This is a genomic window from Psychroserpens damuponensis (genome assembly GCF_000826655.1).
Taxonomy (GTDB): domain Bacteria; phylum Bacteroidota; class Bacteroidia; order Flavobacteriales; family Flavobacteriaceae; genus Psychroserpens; species Psychroserpens damuponensis.
Genome location: NZ_JXJO01000023.1, coordinates 103953 through 122238 on the forward strand (window position 1 = coordinate 103953; position 18286 = coordinate 122238).

17 protein-coding genes are annotated in these 18286 nt (G+C 33.4%); 8 read left to right on the forward strand and 9 right to left on the reverse strand.

Features of this window, described 5'->3' with window-relative positions:
• Positions 1-61: 61 nt before the first annotated feature.
• The 7 genes from murD to mraZ all read right to left on the reverse strand — a co-directional run bounded on the left by murD (position 62) and on the right by mraZ (position 7857).
• The gene (murD, locus tag TD29_RS14075) at positions 62-1399 is read right to left on the reverse strand and encodes a UDP-N-acetylmuramoyl-L-alanine--D-glutamate ligase (RefSeq protein ID WP_040281446.1); all 1338 of its coding nucleotides are present in this window, start codon (positions 1397-1399) and stop codon (positions 62-64) included.
• A 76-nt stretch (positions 1400-1475) separates the two neighbouring features.
• Positions 1476-2717 carry a phospho-N-acetylmuramoyl-pentapeptide-transferase gene (gene mraY, locus TD29_RS14080; RefSeq protein ID WP_040281447.1) on the reverse strand — a complete coding sequence of 414 codons (1242 nt, stop codon included), beginning with the start codon at positions 2715-2717 and terminating at the stop codon, positions 1476-1478.
• Between the two features lie 7 nt (positions 2718-2724).
• A complete protein-coding gene (locus TD29_RS14085) occupies positions 2725-4188 on the reverse strand; it encodes a UDP-N-acetylmuramoyl-L-alanyl-D-glutamate--2,6-diaminopimelate ligase (protein WP_152611526.1) in 1464 nt (487 codons plus the stop codon).
• On the reverse strand, positions 4185-6134 hold the full coding sequence (locus TD29_RS14090) for a penicillin-binding protein (protein ID WP_052467124.1): 1950 nt from the start codon (positions 6132-6134) through the stop codon (positions 4185-4187). Before TD29_RS14090 ends, TD29_RS14085 begins: the two co-directional genes overlap by 4 nt.
• Before the next feature lie 58 nt (positions 6135-6192).
• A complete protein-coding gene (locus tag TD29_RS14095) occupies positions 6193-6510 on the reverse strand; it encodes an FtsL-like putative cell division protein (protein ID WP_040281450.1) in 318 nt (105 codons plus the stop codon).
• Positions 6507-7403 carry a 16S rRNA (cytosine(1402)-N(4))-methyltransferase RsmH gene (gene rsmH / locus TD29_RS14100; protein ID WP_040281530.1) on the reverse strand — a complete coding sequence of 299 codons (897 nt, stop codon included), beginning with the start codon at positions 7401-7403 and terminating at the stop codon, positions 6507-6509. The genes TD29_RS14095 and rsmH overlap by 4 nt, the downstream gene beginning before the upstream one ends.
• The gene (mraZ, locus tag TD29_RS14105; protein WP_040281451.1) at positions 7390-7857 is read right to left on the reverse strand and encodes a division/cell wall cluster transcriptional repressor MraZ; all 468 of its coding nucleotides are present in this window, start codon (positions 7855-7857) and stop codon (positions 7390-7392) included. Before mraZ ends, rsmH begins: the two co-directional genes overlap by 14 nt.
• A gap of 296 nt (positions 7858-8153) precedes the next feature.
• Between mraZ and TD29_RS14110 the strand changes: the two genes are divergently transcribed.
• The 3 genes from TD29_RS14110 to TD29_RS18390 all read left to right on the forward strand — a co-directional run bounded on the left by TD29_RS14110 (position 8154) and on the right by TD29_RS18390 (position 9897).
• The gene (locus tag TD29_RS14110; RefSeq protein WP_040281453.1) at positions 8154-8918 is read left to right on the forward strand and encodes an alpha/beta fold hydrolase; all 765 of its coding nucleotides are present in this window, start codon (positions 8154-8156) and stop codon (positions 8916-8918) included.
• A 67-nt stretch (positions 8919-8985) separates the two neighbouring features.
• Positions 8986-9594: a ribosome biogenesis GTP-binding protein YihA/YsxC gene (gene yihA / locus TD29_RS14115; protein ID WP_040281455.1), complete on the forward strand. Its 609-nt coding sequence runs from the start codon at positions 8986-8988 to the stop codon at positions 9592-9594.
• Positions 9595-9699: 105 nt separating this feature from the next.
• Positions 9700-9897, forward strand: coding sequence for a hypothetical protein (locus TD29_RS18390; RefSeq protein ID WP_152611527.1), 198 nt, complete (start codon positions 9700-9702; stop codon positions 9895-9897).
• Positions 9898-9904: 7 nt separating this feature from the next.
• On the opposite strand, the gene TD29_RS14120 is transcribed toward TD29_RS18390, so the two are convergent.
• Positions 9905-10999, reverse strand: coding sequence for an ABC transporter permease (locus tag TD29_RS14120; RefSeq protein ID WP_040281457.1), 1095 nt, complete (start codon positions 10997-10999; stop codon positions 9905-9907).
• A 1-nt stretch (position 11000) separates the two neighbouring features.
• Entirely contained in the window at positions 11001-13187 is a 2187-nt protein-coding gene (locus TD29_RS14125; protein WP_040281532.1) for a carboxy terminal-processing peptidase, read from the reverse strand.
• Between the two features lie 226 nt (positions 13188-13413).
• Here TD29_RS14125 and surE point away from each other — a divergent pair, with 226 nt between their 5' ends.
• The 5 genes from surE (at position 13414) to TD29_RS14150 (ending at position 18281) form a co-directional block, all read left to right on the forward strand.
• Positions 13414-14193 (forward strand): 5'/3'-nucleotidase SurE, encoded by a 780-nt coding sequence (gene surE / locus TD29_RS14130; protein WP_040281458.1) that lies wholly within the window; start codon positions 13414-13416, stop codon positions 14191-14193.
• Positions 14183-14467 (forward strand): membrane protein, encoded by a 285-nt coding sequence (locus tag TD29_RS14135; protein WP_040281460.1) that lies wholly within the window; start codon positions 14183-14185, stop codon positions 14465-14467. The genes surE and TD29_RS14135 overlap by 11 nt, the downstream gene beginning before the upstream one ends.
• Before the next feature lie 8 nt (positions 14468-14475).
• Positions 14476-15585: a lipid-A-disaccharide synthase gene (gene lpxB / locus TD29_RS14140; protein ID WP_040281462.1), complete on the forward strand. Its 1110-nt coding sequence runs from the start codon at positions 14476-14478 to the stop codon at positions 15583-15585.
• Positions 15586-15664: 79 nt separating this feature from the next.
• Positions 15665-16186: a C40 family peptidase gene (locus tag TD29_RS14145; RefSeq protein WP_040281464.1), complete on the forward strand. Its 522-nt coding sequence runs from the start codon at positions 15665-15667 to the stop codon at positions 16184-16186.
• Between the two features lie 58 nt (positions 16187-16244).
• Positions 16245-18281 (forward strand): ComEC/Rec2 family competence protein, encoded by a 2037-nt coding sequence (locus TD29_RS14150; RefSeq protein ID WP_084203492.1) that lies wholly within the window; start codon positions 16245-16247, stop codon positions 18279-18281.
• Positions 18282-18286: the final 5 nt, after the last annotated feature.

The window sequence follows — 18286 nt, forward strand, 5'->3', positions numbered from 1 at the left end:
TAATGTTATCATTTAAATAAAACGTTGAGTCGCAGCTCCTTTTACATGCCAACCGCACTTTTTACAAATTTCTTACTGCGTCCTTAAATTGACGGCCTCTATCTTCATAGTTTTCAAACAAATCAAAACTAGCGCATGCTGGCGACAACAATACATTATCTCCAGCCTCAGCAACTTTATAAGCTATTTTAACCGCTTCACTCATAAATTGAGTTTCTATAATAACATCTACCATACCGCCAAAATTCTCCATCAATTTTTGGTTATCTACACCTAAACAAATAATAGCCTTCACCTTCTCATTAACAAATTGAAACAACTCTTTATAATTATTTCCTTTATCTACACCACCAACAATCCAAACAGTTGGAGCATCCATGCTTTCTAAAGCAAAATAAGTGGCATTTACATTAGTTGCCTTAGAGTCATTGATATATTGTACTTTATTAATTTTAAGTACATTTTCTAGACGATGCTCTACCCCTTGAAAGTTTTCTAAACTCTCACGAATTGTTTGTTTTCTAATTTTTAACAAATGCGCTACGGTAGAAGCAGCCATTGCATTTTTAATGTTATGTTTTCCTTCTAATGTTAAATTTTTTGTCGGCATAATTATCTGGTTGTTATCTATTGTTATTTTTATATTCTCTTTATCTAAGCACGCTCCATTTTCAATGGTTTTCATCAATGAAAATGGTAATAATGTGGATTGAACAGGATGCTTGTCTAACCAATCTAAAATGACGTCATCATCTCCATCGTAAATGAAATAATCATCTTTAGTTTGATGTTCTGCAATCCTAAATTTTGAGGCGATATAATTCTCATACTGATAATCATATCGATCTAAATGATCTGGTGACAAATTGGTTAAAACCGCTATATGCGGCTTAAAATCAATAATATCATCCAATTGAAAACTACTTATCTCTAACACATAATTTTCATAATCATGCTCTAATATTTGCTTAGCAAAACTATCTCCAATATTACCTGCTAAACCAACGTTTAAATCCTGTTTTAGTAAGTGATGTGTTAGCGTTGCTGTTGTTGTTTTCCCGTTACTTCCGGTTATTCCAACAAGCGTTGCATTGGTAAATTTTGAAGCAAATTCAATCTCAGAAACCACCGTAATTCCTGTTGCTCTAATTTTTTGTACTAGATCAACTTTATCAGGAATTCCTGGGCTTTTCATGATAATATCTGCGTTCAGAATTTTTTCTTCGGAATGCTCGCCATCCTCAAATTCAATCTCATTATGTTTAAGAACTTCTTTATACTTTTCTTTTATTATTCCTTTATCTGAAACAAAAACATCATAACCTTTAGCCCTTCCTAAAAGCGCTGTTCCAACTCCACTTTCTCCTCCTCCTAGTATGACTAATCTTTGTCTTTTCATTTTTTTTATTATACGCTACCAAGCAGAATCTAATTTTATTGATATGGATTCCGCATCACATACGGTATGACAAGTTTTACCTAATCTTTAATGTCACTATTGAAATAATAGCTAACAGGATACCTACAATCCAAAATCGTGTAACTATTTTACTTTCGTGGTATCCAGATTTTTGATAATGATGATGTAAGGGCGACATTTTAAAAATGCGTCGACCTTCGCCATATTTCTTTCTTGTGTATTTGAAATAACTCACCTGCATCATCACCGATAAATTTTCGGCTAAGAAGACACCACACAACACAGGAATCAACCACTCTTTTCGAACAGCAATAGCAATAACCGCTATAATTCCTCCAATAGTTAAACTACCTGTATCACCCATAAATACTTGAGCTGGATATGTATTGTACCATAAAAACCCAATTAGCGCACCTACAAAAGCAGCTATATAAATCGTGATTTCTTCAACTCTAGGGATGTACATTATATCTAAGTAATCTGAGAAAATAATATTACCCGAAACCCAAGCAAATATGCCTAAAGTGAGCACAATTATCGCAGAAGTCCCAGCCGCTAAACCATCTATTCCATCGGTTAAATTTGCACCATTTGACACAGCTGTAATGATAAATATGGAGGCAAGTATAAAGATGATCCAAGCATATTTTGACAAATCTGGGCTAATCCAAGTAATTAAATCTGCATAATCAAACTCATTACTTTTCATAAACGGAATTGTGGTCTTTGTAGACTTAGCCTCTTCTTCAAACAATTGAGAAGGTGAAATATTTGGATTCTCAGCTAAAAGCACATTTTGTTGCTCTTGAGGCAACTTTTCTTTCATAGTAACATCTTCATGAAAATACATAGTTGCTCCAACGATAACACCTAAACCAACCTGACCTAGCACTTTAAAACGCCCTTTTAATCCCTCTTTATTGTTTTTAAATTTCTTAATATAATCATCTATAAAACCAATAACTCCCATCCAGACCGTCGTCACTAACAAAAGAATGATGTAAATATTTTCGAGCTTAGCTAATAATAAAACAGGAATTAACGTTGCCAAAATAATAATAATGCCACCCATTGTTGGCGTACCAGCCTTTTCTACCTGACCTTCTAGACCAAGATCACGAATAGTTTCTCCTACCTGCTGCTTTTGAAGAAAGCGAATAATACGTTTTCCAAAAATTGTAGAAATTAACAAAGACAGAATAATAGCTACAGCAGCTCTAAAGGTTAAAAACCCAAAAAGAGATGCTCCAGGAAACTGAAACTGCTGTTCTAAATATTCAAATAAATAATATAACATTGATTGCTTATTTCTGTAATTGTTTTAAAAATTCTTGTACTGTTTTGAAATCATCAAAATCAAAGCGTTCTCCTTTAATTTCTTGATACGTTTCATGACCTTTTCCTGCTATTAGGATGATATCTTTAGGGCTTGCTAATTGACATGCCGTTTTTATAGCTTGTTTTCTATCTACAATAGACATTGTTTTTTTAAAATTTTGAGGCTCAACTCCTTTTTCAATAGCCTCTATAATAGTTTCTGGAACTTCACTTCTTGGATTATCGCTAGTAAAAATGACTTTAGTACTTAAAGCCGAAGCGATATGTCCCATTTTAGGACGCTTTGATGTATCGCGATCTCCTCCACAACCCACAACTGTAATAAGTTGTTCGTTATTTGTGCGAATACTATTAATTGTTTCTAACACATTTTTTAAGGCATCTGGCGTATGTGCATAATCTACAATTGCTGTGATTTTTTCTTCGGAAATGAGATACTGAAAGCGACCACTTACACTTTCTAGTTCACTTATTAAGCGTAAAATCTCAACTTTTTCAAGTCCTAACAATTCAGCTACACCATAAATTGCCGTAATATTATAGGCATTAAAATCACCTATGAGTTTTGTCCATAATTCGACATCGTTCAACTTTAAAAGCAAGCCACTAAATTCATTTTCTAAAACCTGCGCTTTATAATCTGCATATGTTTTTAAAGCATAGGTATAGGTTTTAGCCTTAGTATTTTGTAGCATGATTAAACCATTTTTATCATCAATATTTACTAATGCAAATGCCGTTTTAGGCAAATTATCGAAAAATCTTTTTTTCACATCTCTATACTCTGCAAATGTGTCGTGATAATCTAAGTGATCGTGTGAAAGATTGGTAAAAATACCACCTTCAAAATGCAAACCATCGGTACGTTTTTGGTGAATACCATGAGAACTCACTTCCATGAAACAAAACTCAACACCAGCATCATTCATTAATTTTAAATACGAATTGATCGTTAACGAATCTGGAGTAGTATGTGTCGCCTTATATTCAGTAGTATCAACCATAATTTTAACTGTTGACAACAATCCAACTTTATAGCCTGCATTTTTAAACAACTGATATAAAAGCGATGCAATGGTTGTCTTTCCGTTAGTTCCTGTAACACCAACCAAGCGTAGATTTTCCGAAGGGTTTCCGAAGAAATTAGAAGCCATATATGCTAATGCTACATTTGCATCTTCAACCTCTATATACGTAACACCATCTACTAAATGACTTGGTAAAACCTCACATACAATAGCAATTGCACCTTGCTCAATTACAGCATCAATAAATTGATGACCATCAACAGTTGATCCTTTAATAGCAACAAAAACATCACCGTTTGATACCTGACGAGAATCAAAATACATGTCATTAATAGCCACACTCGTGCTACCCACGACTGCATTTATAGTAACCTTATATAATATGTCTTTTAATTGTATCACGATGTTCTTAAAACAATGGTTTGATTTTGTTTTACTTTAATACCTTTATTCACAGATTGCGACGTTATAGTCCCAGCACCTTCCATTTTTACTTTGAGTCCCATGTTCTCTAATAATGCTAAGGCATCCATAGCAGGTAAGCCAATTACACTTGGCATTATGGTTTTATAGGTTTGAGCCGTTTCATAAAACATGTGGTAATCTGCATCAGTTTTTTTATCTACAACCTCTAAAGACTCTAAAGCGTCTACCAAAGGTGTTTCGGTATAAATTTTTTGAGCTATTCTTTTAAATACAGGACCAGAAACATCTGCTCCATAAATACCTATTTTTGTACTCGGTTTGTGTATTACTACGATACATGAATATTTTGGGTTATCTGCTGGAAAATAACCTGCAAAAGACGACACGTACTTTCTATCTTTTCTCCACGCTTCGTAATCATTATAATCTGTTCTTGCTGTTCCAGTTTTTCCTGCCATTGAAAAATTTTCAGAATACATTCTTCTTCCAGTTCCTCTAACCACTACATTTTTTAATATCTCTTTGATTTCGGCCAATGTTTTATCTGAACATATTTTTTGACTGATCACCTCTTTATCAAAAGTTTCTATTTCTCTATCAAATTCTTTTACTGCATTTATAAATCGTGGCCTCACCATTTCACCATTGTTAGCAATAGCATTGTAAAATGTTAAAATTTGCAATGGTGTCATTTGCAAATTATACCCATAAGCCATTGACGGTAATGCATTTTTACTCCAAATAGCATCTCCTGGTTCTGGAATAATAGGTTTTCCTTCACCAATTAATGACACTCCAAGAGTATCATGAAGTTTCCAACTTTTGAGACGGTTGAGAAATTTTCTAGGCTGCTCTGAATAGTGATCATCAACAATTGTCGCCATACCAATATTAGATGACACCTCTAAAGCTCTTGCTGCTGAAATTTTACCATAACCACGAGAATCGGTTATTGTTCTGCGATAAAAACGCTTACTTCCCTTTTTAGTATCAACAATAGTAGATGTATCAATAACTCTATCTTCTAAAGCTGCCATTAAAGCCATGACTTTAAATGTAGATCCAGGTTCATGACTTTCTCCTACAGCATAATTAAGACGCTCATAATAGTTTCCTTTTGTACTCCTACCTAGATTTGAAATAGCTTTAATTTCACCAGTTTTTACATCCATAACAACGGCACAACCATGATCTGCTTCATAAGTTTCTAACTGCCCTAAAAGCGAATAATGTGCGATATCCTGAATATTAACATCTATCGTCGTGTAAATATCATAGCCATCTTGAGGCTCTACTTGATCATAATCAACGATTGGTTTCCACTTACCGCTGCCTATTTTCTGCATGAGTCGTTTCCCATTTTTGCCACGTAGATATTTTTTACCGAAATAGCCGTCAATTCCTGGTCTGGTTACATTTCCGTCGTCATCAATCTTTTCATAACCAATGGTACGCTCAGCAATACCACCCATTGGGTGATCACGCTTTTCTTCTTGAGTCACTATAAGTCCGCCTTTGATTGCGCCAAGATTTAGCATAGGAAAGTTTCGCAGTCTAATGTATTCTGAATAGCTAATATTGCGCGCTAGGAGGAAATAGCGATTTCTATCTAACCTTGCTTTTTTAATTCTTTTTAAATAATAACTGGATGGCTTACCAGAAAACTTAGAAAGTGAATCTGACAAAGGCTTGACAAGCGCATTAAACACATCGTTTTTAGGCTGAATAGCATCAATTCTAATATCATACTTTGGGATTGAAGTTGCTAATAAACTTCCATCAGACGAATACACGTTACCTCTATTTGCAGGAATATCCATATCTTGAATGTTACGTTCTTCTGCCATTGCGATATACGCCTCACCTTGCACAAACTGAATTGTGCATAACTTAAATACCACAGCAAGCGCGAAGACAAACATACTGCCAGCCACGAAATACAATCTGTTTAATATGTTAGTTTCGGTTATTGCCACGTTATCAATTCTGTGTTTTTACTTTTATTTTTATTGGTGGATTTTCTGAAATTAGCAATCCTTTCTTTTTCATTTCAATTTCAATTTGAGATGCTTTTTTTAGCCTCATCAAAGTGCCTCGTCCATCTACAAATTGAGATCTTAAATCTTTAGCTTCGTTTTTTAATCGCGCAATTTCATAGACCTTTTGATCTGCACTATGCGAACTTGCAATCATTATGATTGCTAATACCGAAATGAAAATGATAATCCTCCAATTTTTGAACGAATCATCACTCACTAAAAATTTACCTCTTAATATGCTGTAAATGTTCTTTTTCATAACTTCTCAGCAATACGAAGCTTTGCACTTCTTGCTCTGTTATTTATTTTTATTTCTTCTTTTGTTGGAATTATTAATCCGCCAACTTTTTTTAGTGGTACTTCAAAATTTCCAAATACATCACGCTCTGGCTCTCCTTCAAATAGACCATTTCTAATAAATCGCTTAACTAATCTATCTTCTAACGAGTGATACGAAATCAAACTTAATCGTCCTCCTTTTACTAAAATTTCTGGCGTTTGCTCCAAAAACTCTTTTAAGGCTTCAATTTCTTGATTCACTTCAATACGAATGGCTTGATAAATTTGAGCCAAGACCTTGTTTTCTCTTTGATGATTTAAAAACTTTTTAAGCGCTAACTTCAATTGCTCGCTTGTTTTTATCTCGTTATCTTTTCTTGCCATCACAATTGCACTTGCCATTGCTGGCGCTTGTCGCAATTCTCCATACTGAAACAACACTTGCCTAATTTGTTCCTCATCATAATCATTAATCACATGATAAGCTGACAATGCATCATCCTGATTCATTCTCATATCTAAATCTGCTTCAAAACGCGTAGAAAAACCACGTTCGGCAACATCAAATTGATGTGATGACACACCAAAATCTGCCAAAATACCATCAACTTGCTTTACACCATGAAATCTTAAAAAACGCTTTGCATACCTAAAGTTTTCATTTATTAATGTAAAACGGCCATCATCAATTGCATTTAAAAGCGCATCCTTATCTTGATCAAAAGCGAATAACTTTCCGTTAGGTCCTAAATGCTTTAATATCTCCTTACTATGACCACCACCTCCAAAGGTGACATCAACGTAAACACCGTCAGGTTTAATATCTAAACCATCAACAGTTTCTTTAAGCAATACAGGGTTATGATATTCCATCTTCATCGTCTTGTCCCATTACTTCTTCAGCTAAATCGGCAAAGTCTCCAGTTGCGTCATCAATAGCTTTTTCATATTTATCTTTATCCCAAATTTCAATAATGTTGATTGCAGACGACACTACGATGTCTTTGGTAATTCCTGAAAAAGCAACTAAATCTTTAGGAATTAACAATCGTCCTGCCGAATCAACCTCAACCTGCTTTAAACCAGCCGTAAAACGACGAATGAAATCATTATTTTTCTTTTTGAAGCGATTAAGCTTATTCACCTTTTGCATCAAAACTTCCCACTCTGTCATAGGATATAATTCCAAACAAGGTTGAAAAACCGCACGTTTAAGCACAAAACCATTTTGCAACACAGGAAGCAACTGCTTTTTTATGGCAGCAGGTAACATGAGCCTTCCTTTGGCATCAACTTTACACTCGTATGTTCCTATTAAAGGGTTCAAAATGATTGATTTACTAACTATAACGATTAAGAATCAAAGATATTGAAAATTTTACCACTATTTACCACTATACTCCACATTTGTTGATAAATTTATAATTGACAAGTTTTTGTAGCGTTCCTATTTCCGAATAAAAACACGTAAACACTTACTATCAGAGAACTAATTTTAAAAAAGGACAACTTATTTCAATTGTTAACATCTTCACCTATACTAAACTTTAACGAGTGAAATAATGTGTAAGAGTTTTAATTGAATTACCTATATTTGTTTTTAAGTAAAATGACTAACCATTAATGGCACACCGTTTAAAGAAAGAGAAAGACTATAGGTATATTGAAGTTGGAGAAGGCAAACCTTTAATCGTTTTACACGGTTTAATGGGTGGTTTGAGTAATTTTGATGCTGTAACTACCTATTTTAGCGAAAAAGGCTATAAGGTGATCATCCCTGAACTGCCTATTTACACCATGTCACTTATTAAAACCAATGTTAAAAATTTTGCAAAATACCTGCATGATTTTATAGAATTCTTGGGATTTGACAGCGTTATTTTACTCGGAAATTCGCTTGGCGGACATATTGGTCTATATCACACCAAATTATACCCTGAAAAAGTTAAAGCACTCATCATCACTGGTAGTTCTGGTTTATACGAAAGCGCCATGGGTGGAGGCTACACTAAACGTGGTGACTACGAGGTGATAAAGAAAAAAGCACAAGATGTATTTTACGATCCTGCAGTTGCTACTAAAGAAATAGTTGATGAAGTTTATGAAACCGTAAATGACAGAAATAAGCTCATCAAAACCCTTGCCATTGCAAAGAGTGCAATTCGTCATAATATGGCAAAAGATTTGCCAAAAATGACATTACCTGTTTGCATTATTTGGGGTAAAAATGACAATGTCACACCTCCTGAAGTAGCTGAAGAATTTAATGAATTATTGCCAAATTCTGAATTATTTTGGATTGACAAATGTGGTCATGCTGCCATGATGGAACATCCTCAAGAATTTAATGACATCTTAAATGCTTGGCTTGAAAGTAAGAAGCTTTAATTCCCAAAATATATTTTAATTTTAGTTTCTAATAGTATTTACTTCGGAAATTGGAAAACACAAAACCATGGTCATAAAAACAGCCGAATTTATTGTAAGCAACTCTGAAGTAGACAAATGCCCGAAAGACCAGATACCTGAATATGCTTTTATTGGTCGAAGTAATGTTGGTAAGTCCTCACTAATCAACATGATTACCAATCATAAAAATTTAGCTAAGACCTCAGGACGTCCTGGAAAAACACAGCTTATTAATCATTTTTTAATTAATAAAGAATGGTTTTTAGTGGATTTACCAGGTTATGGATACGCTAAAGTATCAAAAACTGCCAAACGAAAATTTCAAAAATTCATCACTAATTATTTTGAAAAACGTCGTCAATTAGTATCAGCATTTGTACTTGTAGATATTAGACATGAACCTCAAAAGATTGATTTGGAATTTATGGAGTATTTGGGTATCAGTCAAATTCCGTTTTCGATCATATTTACTAAAGCAGATAAACTAAAGCCAAAAGCTATTGAGCGACATGTTGAAGACTACTGCAATAAGATGTTAGAAACCTGGGAAGAGGTGCCTAGTTATTTAGTCACGTCATCATCAAAAGCTATTGGACGAGAGGACGTATTACAATTTATAAGTGATACCAATACTGAGATTGAAGGATTGAGGTAAGCTATGGCTGAGTCTAACTCATAAAGTTTCACCTGTGTTCAACCTGACTAATAACTTACATCTAAAATAGCATGTGCCAAGAATTACTTGAAAACATATAACATAATGGAATTCATTTTTGAATTGATATTACGCTGTATTTTACATTATCCAGGAGCATATATTAGACGGTTTATATTTGAAGAAGAACATGACATTGAATATTATTTAAAAGACTCCTTAATAAACACCTTTGTATCACTTTTAGTGATTACTTTTTTAATCGTCATTTTTATTGTTTCAAAACATTTTTTCTTCGGATAAAGGCTTTTTAACTCTTCACATCCAAAGCGTCTCTCAACGCATTTCCAATTAACATAAAAGACATAACTAGGACCATAATACAAATTCCTGGAATTAGTGCTAAATAAGGTTTCCCGAGAATGATATAATTATAATGATCTTTTATCATTGCTCCCCAACTTGCCATTGGTGGTTGTGCTCCAATACCAAGAAAACTCAAGCCACTTTCTATAAGAATAGCTGCAGCAAAATTAGCTGCAGAAATGACAATGATTGGCGCCATGATATTTGGCAAAATATGTTTAGTAATAATTCTATAATCATTGAAACCCATGGCCTTAGCAGCAGTAACATATTGCATTTCTTTTGCGCTTATTATTTGTCCGCGAACTACTCTAGCCACTTCTACCCACATGGTTAAACCTACAGCTATAAATACTTGCCAAAATCCTTTATCTAAGGCCAAAGTAATAGCTATAACTAATAAAAGCGTGGGAATTGACCAAGTCACATTAATAATCCACATGATGAAAGCATCAATTTTCCCTCCATAATATCCAGCAATACTTCCGAAGAAAATACCAATTACCAATGAAATAAAAACAGCAATGAATCCTATAGAAAAAGAAATTCTAGAGCCTACCAAAACTCTACTTAGTAAATCTCTTCCGTATTTATCTGTACCAAAAAGAAAGGTTTTATTTTGAATATAAGGCTTATAATTGTCGTTAGGAAAAACGTTTAGATTGATAGATTTATCTGCTCCAACTAAACCATCTGAAGCGTATTCTGTATACAGTAAGGTATTGTTTTCTATTTTATATTTTGATATTGGAATTTCTGTATCACTACTTTTGGTTCCAAATAATAATTTTGAAGCGAAGTTTTGATTGTTTTCTATTTCCGAAGGAATACTAAGCATTTGCACCTCAAAACCGGGACGTTGAGAATGGATTGACAAGTGCATTTGATTGGCGTTTTGAGAATGGTCTGGCGCAATCACATAAGCAAACAATGATAATAGGCCAATTATTACAATTAGGCAAAAACTTAAAACGCCCCAAAAATTCTTTTTGAATTTTCGGAGCGCTAATTGTGATAATGAGTCGCTTGTGTTGCTCATTCTAGTTCTTTACAGACGTCGCTACTTTTTTAATTTCGTAGGTCATTTTAAGGTCATTTAATACATTAAGTGCCTCTTCAATATAAACATCTTTACTTAAGCTAGAATGCCAACGTACGCGTTTTTCTTTTAAAATTGAATCTTTATCCATCAATTTCATCTCATATGGCAATGACTCAAATGTTAGATTTGTTGTATAATCAGATAGTTTTTCAAAACGCTTAGACTCTTCTTCATTAATGTTTAAAGTTTTTTTATAATCTTCGTAATTAAGCGAGTACATTTCTCTATCTCTTATTCTTTTTACCCATTTAGCATTTTCGTCGATAAGTTTTAACTGCTCGTTGTTTGCCATACGCTTTTTACTGTTTGCGATAGTTGTATCATAATCATAATAACTTCCCCAAACTTTATAATCTGCAGCTTGTATTTTATCCCAAGCTAATGGATTTTCTTGATCTTTTTCTCCAATATCAATGTAGCTATAACGGTCTGGCACAACGACATCACTTTTAACACCTTCTAACTGTGTTGAACCGCCATTAATTCTATAGAATTTTTGAGTTGTAAATTTTAAAGCTCCCATATCGCCTTCGCTATTTTGTCTTACCATACGGTTAAGATCTAATACGTTTTGTACAGTACCTTTACCGTAAGTTTGCTTACTTCCAATAACGATTGCTCTTTTATAATCTTGCATTGCTGCTGCTAATATTTCTGAAGCTGAAGCAGATAATTCATTAACTAAGATCACTAAAGGTCCATCCCAAACAATAGATTTATCTCTATCAGTTAAAATTTCTTTAGGCTCACCAGCCGTTTTAACTTGCACAATAGGTCCTTCTTCAATAAACAATCCTCCCATATCTACAACAGTTTGTAAAGATCCTCCTCCATTATTTCTCAAATCGAGCACGATACCTTCTACACCTTCTTCTTTTAAGCGCTCTAACTCGCGTTTTATATCTGATGCGGCATTTCGATTGTTGTAATCTTCAAAATCTACATAAAACTTTGGCAGGTTTATCACACCAAATTTCTTATCATCTTTAATTACTGTAGATGATTTAGCGTAGGTTTCTTCTAACTCTACAATATCTCTTTTAATGGTAATATCTTCAATTGTACCATCTACTTTTTTTAGTGTTAAGGTTACATTTGTACCTTTTGGACCTTTGATAAATTTAATGGCATCATCTAAACGCATACCAACAATATTGACACTTTCTTCTTCATCTTCCTGCTTCACTTTCATGATTTGATCACCAACCTCTAATTCATTTTGTCTCCAAGCTGGACCACCACTAATAATTTCATTGACTATAGTGGCATCCATTTTTTTCTGAAGCCTAGCTCCAATACCTTCAAAATTTCCAGACATTGCTACATCAAAGCGATCTTTATCTTCTGGCGCAAAATAGAATGTATGCGGATCAAACTCCTCTACAATTGCATTGATAAACACCGCAAACCAATCTTTACGCTGTCTATCATCTATAAAATCATAAAGCTCATCTAGAGATCTTTTTGTTGCATCTCTAGCATCTGCTTCTAAATCTTTTGTAGATTTTTTTAATATCTCATCATTTGCTTTTTGAAGTTTTTCATATGCAGCAGCGCTCATATCTTCTAAAGTAATGTCGTTGTTTTTAGCAAATTCTTGATCGCTTAATAAATCGTCATAGTTAGCAATTGTAGAAAATTTTAATTGTTGTCTCCAACGCTCTTTCATTTGCTTTTTAGATGTCACATAGCTTAACTTTTTATAGTCTGTTGAAAAATCTTCAGCTCTTGAAAAATTAAAAGGTTGAGACAACACTTCTTTATAAAGGTTTTTTGATTCTGAAATTCGCTTCAATAAGCGTTCATGCGTTAAATTAAAGAACGTAAGATCGTAAGCTTTAATTTGATCATCTAATTGGTCTTTGTAAGCGGCAAACTCTTCTATATCTGACTTATAAAAATAGCGCTTAAACGGGTCTAGTTGTTCTAAATAGTCTGTAAAAACAGCTTCAGAGAATCCATCGTTTATATCCTGCGGACTAAAATGTCCTTCTTCTAAAACGTAAGTAATTAATTGAATTAACAATTTATCTTTATTAGGATCTTGAAATTTCTTAGTAGTAAAACTGCAAGAGGCAAATGCTAATAGCAAAACCAATAGTGACAGTTTATAATTCCTTTTCATCATATCAATCATATTTTATTAAATGTAAATTAAATAACCTTATCCTATTTAAAAGGTAATAAAACTTGTAGATTATTTACATAATTTCTACTAAAGTAAAAGAAAAAACCATGCCAATAAAATGAGAAGCTAATAATTTTTTGTTAAAGCTTTATTTATAGGAATTTCAAGCGTCTTTACGTATTTTAGCGACACGCAAACAATTAGAAAAACCATTCTTTTTTTTATGTCAAAAAAGCCACTTATTTTAGTCACTAATGATGATGGAATCACAGCTCCAGGAATTAGAGCATTAATTGAAGTTATGAATACCATAGGCGACGTGGTCGTTGTTGCTCCTGATAGCCCACAAAGTGGTATGGGACACGCTATCACAATTAACTCTACGCTTCATATTGAACAGGTCACTATAGATGATGGTCATCAAGAAGAATACAGTTGCTCTGGCACACCTGCAGACTGCGTAAAACTTGGTGTAAAACAAATTTTAGATAGACGTCCAGACTTGTGCGTATCTGGAATTAATCACGGTTCTAATTCGTCAATCAATGTGATTTACTCTGGTACGATGAGTGCAGCAATTGAAGCTGGTGTTGAAGGAATTCCTGCCATTGGTTTTTCACTATCTGACTATAATTGGAGTGCTGATTTTGAGCATTGTAAAACTTACGTCAAAACTATTGCTGAGAACGTTTTAAAACATGGTTTGGATAACGGCACTGTGTTAAACGTTAATTTTCCGAAGTTAGAAAAAAGCGATGTTAAAGGCATAAAAATTTGCCGTCAAGCAAAAGCCAATTGGGAAGAAGTATTTGACAAACGTCAAAACCCTAATGGAAAAGATTATTATTGGCTAACTGGTAAATTTGTAAATTTGGACCAAGGTGAAGACACAGATGAATGGGCTTTAGAAAACGGTTATGTATCGGTTGTTCCTGTTCAATTTGATTTAACAGCACACCACAGCATTCAAGAATTAAACACATGGGTATTTGATGAAAAATAAAGATATAGTTATAGGTATTGTGATAGGATTAGCTTGCAGTTGTGTTGGCCTTGTTGTGGTTCTTTTGATCTTCGGAAAAGGGAATTCTATAAATGATTCGCTTGATATTGCAATAAATCAAGGTGTATTCACTAAATTAATGAGCATGGGAGCAATCCCAAACCTTGCCGCTTTTTTCTTATTCATAAAAAAGAATCAAGACGCTAAAGCACAAGGGGTTCTAATAGCAACTGTAATGGTAGCTGTAACAACATTAATTATCAGGTTTATTTAACTATATACATGAAATATTACATCATAGCTGGCGAAGCCTCTGGAGATCTTCATGCATCCAATTTAATGAAAGCATTATATCAACAAGATGATAATGCTGATATTAGATTTTGGGGAGGCGATTTGATGCAAGCTGTTGGTGGCACTTTGGTAAAACACTATAAAGAACGACAATTTATGGGTTTTGCTGAAGTTATCATGAATCTCAGAAAAGTACTTGGGCACATAAAATTTTGCAAGCAGGATATTGAAAATTTTCAACCAGATGTGATTATTTTTATAGACAATTCTGGATTTAACTTACGCATTGCTAAATGGGCAAAAGCTAAGAATTTCAAAACGCATTATTATATTTCTCCGCAAGTTTGGGCATCACGAGCAGGTCGTGTTGAGAAAATCAAACAAGATGTGGATGCTATGTATGTGATTCTTCCTTTTGAAAAAGAATTTTATGCCAAATATAATTATAATGTTCATTTTGTTGGCCACCCTTTAATTGATGCTATTGCAGATAGAAGTCAGGTAAACCCAATAGCATTTAGAAAACAATATAAGCTATCTAAAAAGCCAATAATCGCACTTCTTCCAGGAAGCCGAAAACAAGAAATCACAAAAATGCTTGGCGTTATGCTAAGTCTTGTGAATGATTTCTCAGACTATCAATTTGTTATTGCTGGTGCTCCTAGTCAGGATTTTGAATTCTACAAGCCCTTTATAAAACAAGATAATGTTGCTTTTATATCTAATAAAACCTATGATTTATTGAGTGTGTCTACAGCAGCTTTAGTCACTTCTGGAACGGCAACTCTAGAAACTGCGCTTTTTAAAGTACCGCAAGTGGTTTGTTATAAAGCTAATCCTTTGTCGTATCAAATTGCTAAACGTATTATTACTTTAAAGTATATTTCGCTCGTTAATCTTATTATGGATCGTGAAGTTGTGACAGAATTAATTCAAGGTGACTTAAACACAAAACGACTAAAAACAGAACTAACTAAAATACTAGATGATGATAATCGTGTTGCATTCTTTATTGATTATTACGATTTAGAGAAAAAACTAGGCGGAAAAGGTGCTAGTGAAAAAACAGCGAAGTTGATTTATGACAGTTGTAAATAACATTGTTGACAACCCTAACATTATTTTTTGAACTTCATTACTTAATTCTATATTTTTAGCCACAATTACTGAGCTCTACATGAAAAAAATTATATTCCTACTTATATTAAGTGCATTTTTTGCAAGTTGCAACTCCTCAAAACGCGTTGTTACAAAAAAATCGAAGACTACAAAATCTAGTAATAAACGTCATACATCACCATCGGCATCTACGCCAAAAAAAGTGGCAAACATTATAGATTATGCTAAAACTTTTGAAGGTACTCGTTACAAATATGGAGGCACCACCAAAAAAGGCATGGACTGTTCTGGTCTAGTGGTTACTGCGTTTAAAAAAGAAGACGTGCTTTTACCAAGAACAACAGGAGACTTATCAAAACGTGGCGATTGGATAGACGTAAAGAAAGTAAAAGAAGGTGATTTATTATTTTTTGCAACTTCAAAAAACAACCGTCGCGTTAATCATGTTGGCATTGTAACTTCAAGTAGACCTGGTCATGTAGAATTTATACATGCATCATCAAGTAGAGGCGTGATGATATCAAATCTCGCAGAACGCTATTGGTATTTGGCTTATGTTCAAGCAAGACGGGTTTTATGATATCTTTTAATGTTGTAGAATATTTACTATAGTATAGATTATTTACTATATTGAGGTTGTGAAACCTCTAAATACAGTTATAATTAAACTAACGCTCTGCCTTATTATAGGCATAGTACTTTGTCATTACTTCACTGTATCGCTTATAGTTATAAGTTATTGTTTACTCGCCCTATTTGCTTTGCTAGGTATTTGTTCTTATGTTTTAAACAGAACCTTTAAAAAGACCATCTGGTTTGGCTGTATTGCGTACATTCTCATGATTTGTCTAGGAATCTATACTTACCAAACTCACAATCAATTAAATTTTAAAAAGCATTACACAACACTTCACTCTACTGATGTTAAGGATACCAAATTAATCCGTCTCAAAATTAGAGAACGATTAAAGTCTTCAACCTATTATGACAAATATGTAGTGGAACTTATCGCTATAAATAAGGCGTCTGTTAATGGAAAATGTTTACTAAACATTTCAAAAGACAGTTTAAACGCAGCCTATACAATAGACGATGTGCTCATTACATCTACAAATTTTAAATCCTTACCATTTCCTATAAATCCAAATCAATTTAATTATAAAGCCTATTTAGAAAAACAATATATCTATCATCAATTAAGTGTTAGCGATCATGATATATTAAAACTAAAATCACCTGAAACAACAGTATATGGATTATCTGATCAATTAAGGCAAACTATAAATAAGAAATTAAATTATTACAACTTTAAGCCCGAGGAGTTAGCCATTATCAATGCCTTATTACTTGGTCAACGCCAAGATTTGAGTCAAGATTTACAACAAAACTATGTTAACGCTGGAGCGATTCATATTTTGGCTGTTTCAGGTTTGCATGTCGGCATTATTTTATTAATACTTTCACATTTTTTAAAACCTTTAGAACGTTTTAGAAACGGAACAGTATTAAAAGTGATTATTCTAATCACCCTCTTATGGTCTTTTGCGCTTATTGCTGGCTTATCGGCCTCGGTCACAAGAGCCGTAACCATGTTTAGCATTGTGTCTGTTGCCCTTCATTGGAAACGTGCGACAAACATTTACAACACCTTAGCAATTTCAGTATTTATTTTGCTATTATTTAAACCTTTATTTTTATTTGATGTTGGTTTTCAAATGAGTTATTTAGCGGTATTGGCCATAGTAAGCCTGCAACCTTTACTTTACAACATATGGAAACCAAAATGGAAAGCTATAGATTATTTTTGGAAAATACTAACCGTAACCATTGCTGCTCAGTTTGGTGTTGTCCCTATTAGTTTATACTATTTTCATCAATTTCCAGGTTTGTTTTTCATCTCTAACTTGGCAATAATTCCATTTTTAGGACTCATTTTAGGTATTGGTATTTTAGTTATTGTACTGGCTTTATGTAATATTTTACCTCAATTTTTAGCAACTATTTATGGGTTTATCATTAGTGTAATGAATGACATTATAAAGTGGGTTGCGAACCAGGAACTCTATGTATTAAAACATATTTCATTTGATATTACACATGTTATTGCCTTTTATAGCTTAATAATCGCTTCTATTTTTATGTTTAAAAAACAACATTTTAAACCTATCTCGTTTTTCCTAATTGCTATATTATTAGTTCAAGGAGCTTATATGCATTCAGCATTTAAAAACAGTAACGAGGCTTTTATTATTCTTCATAAAAGTCGTTATAGTATGATATTTCAGAAATTAAATTCAGAATTAAAAATTTCACACAATTTAGATAGTATGTCGTTATCTAAAGATAAGATTATTACTAATTATAGCGTCGGAAATTTTATAACTTCAAGCACGTTAGATACCTTACAATCGGTATATCAATTTCACGATAGAACCCTACTCATTATTGATAGTTTAGGTGTTTATAATGTGAAACGTTTTGAGCCTGATTATGTGTTACTGCGTAATTCTCCTAAGCTTAATATGAATCGTGTTATAGATTCAATTAACCCTAAATATATTATTGCAGATGGGAGTAACTATACATCTTACGTGAAACGCTGGAAACAAACTTGCTTAAAAAGAAAACTCCCTTTTCATTATACTAAGGAAAAGGGAGCTTTTATTATAAAATAGCATCT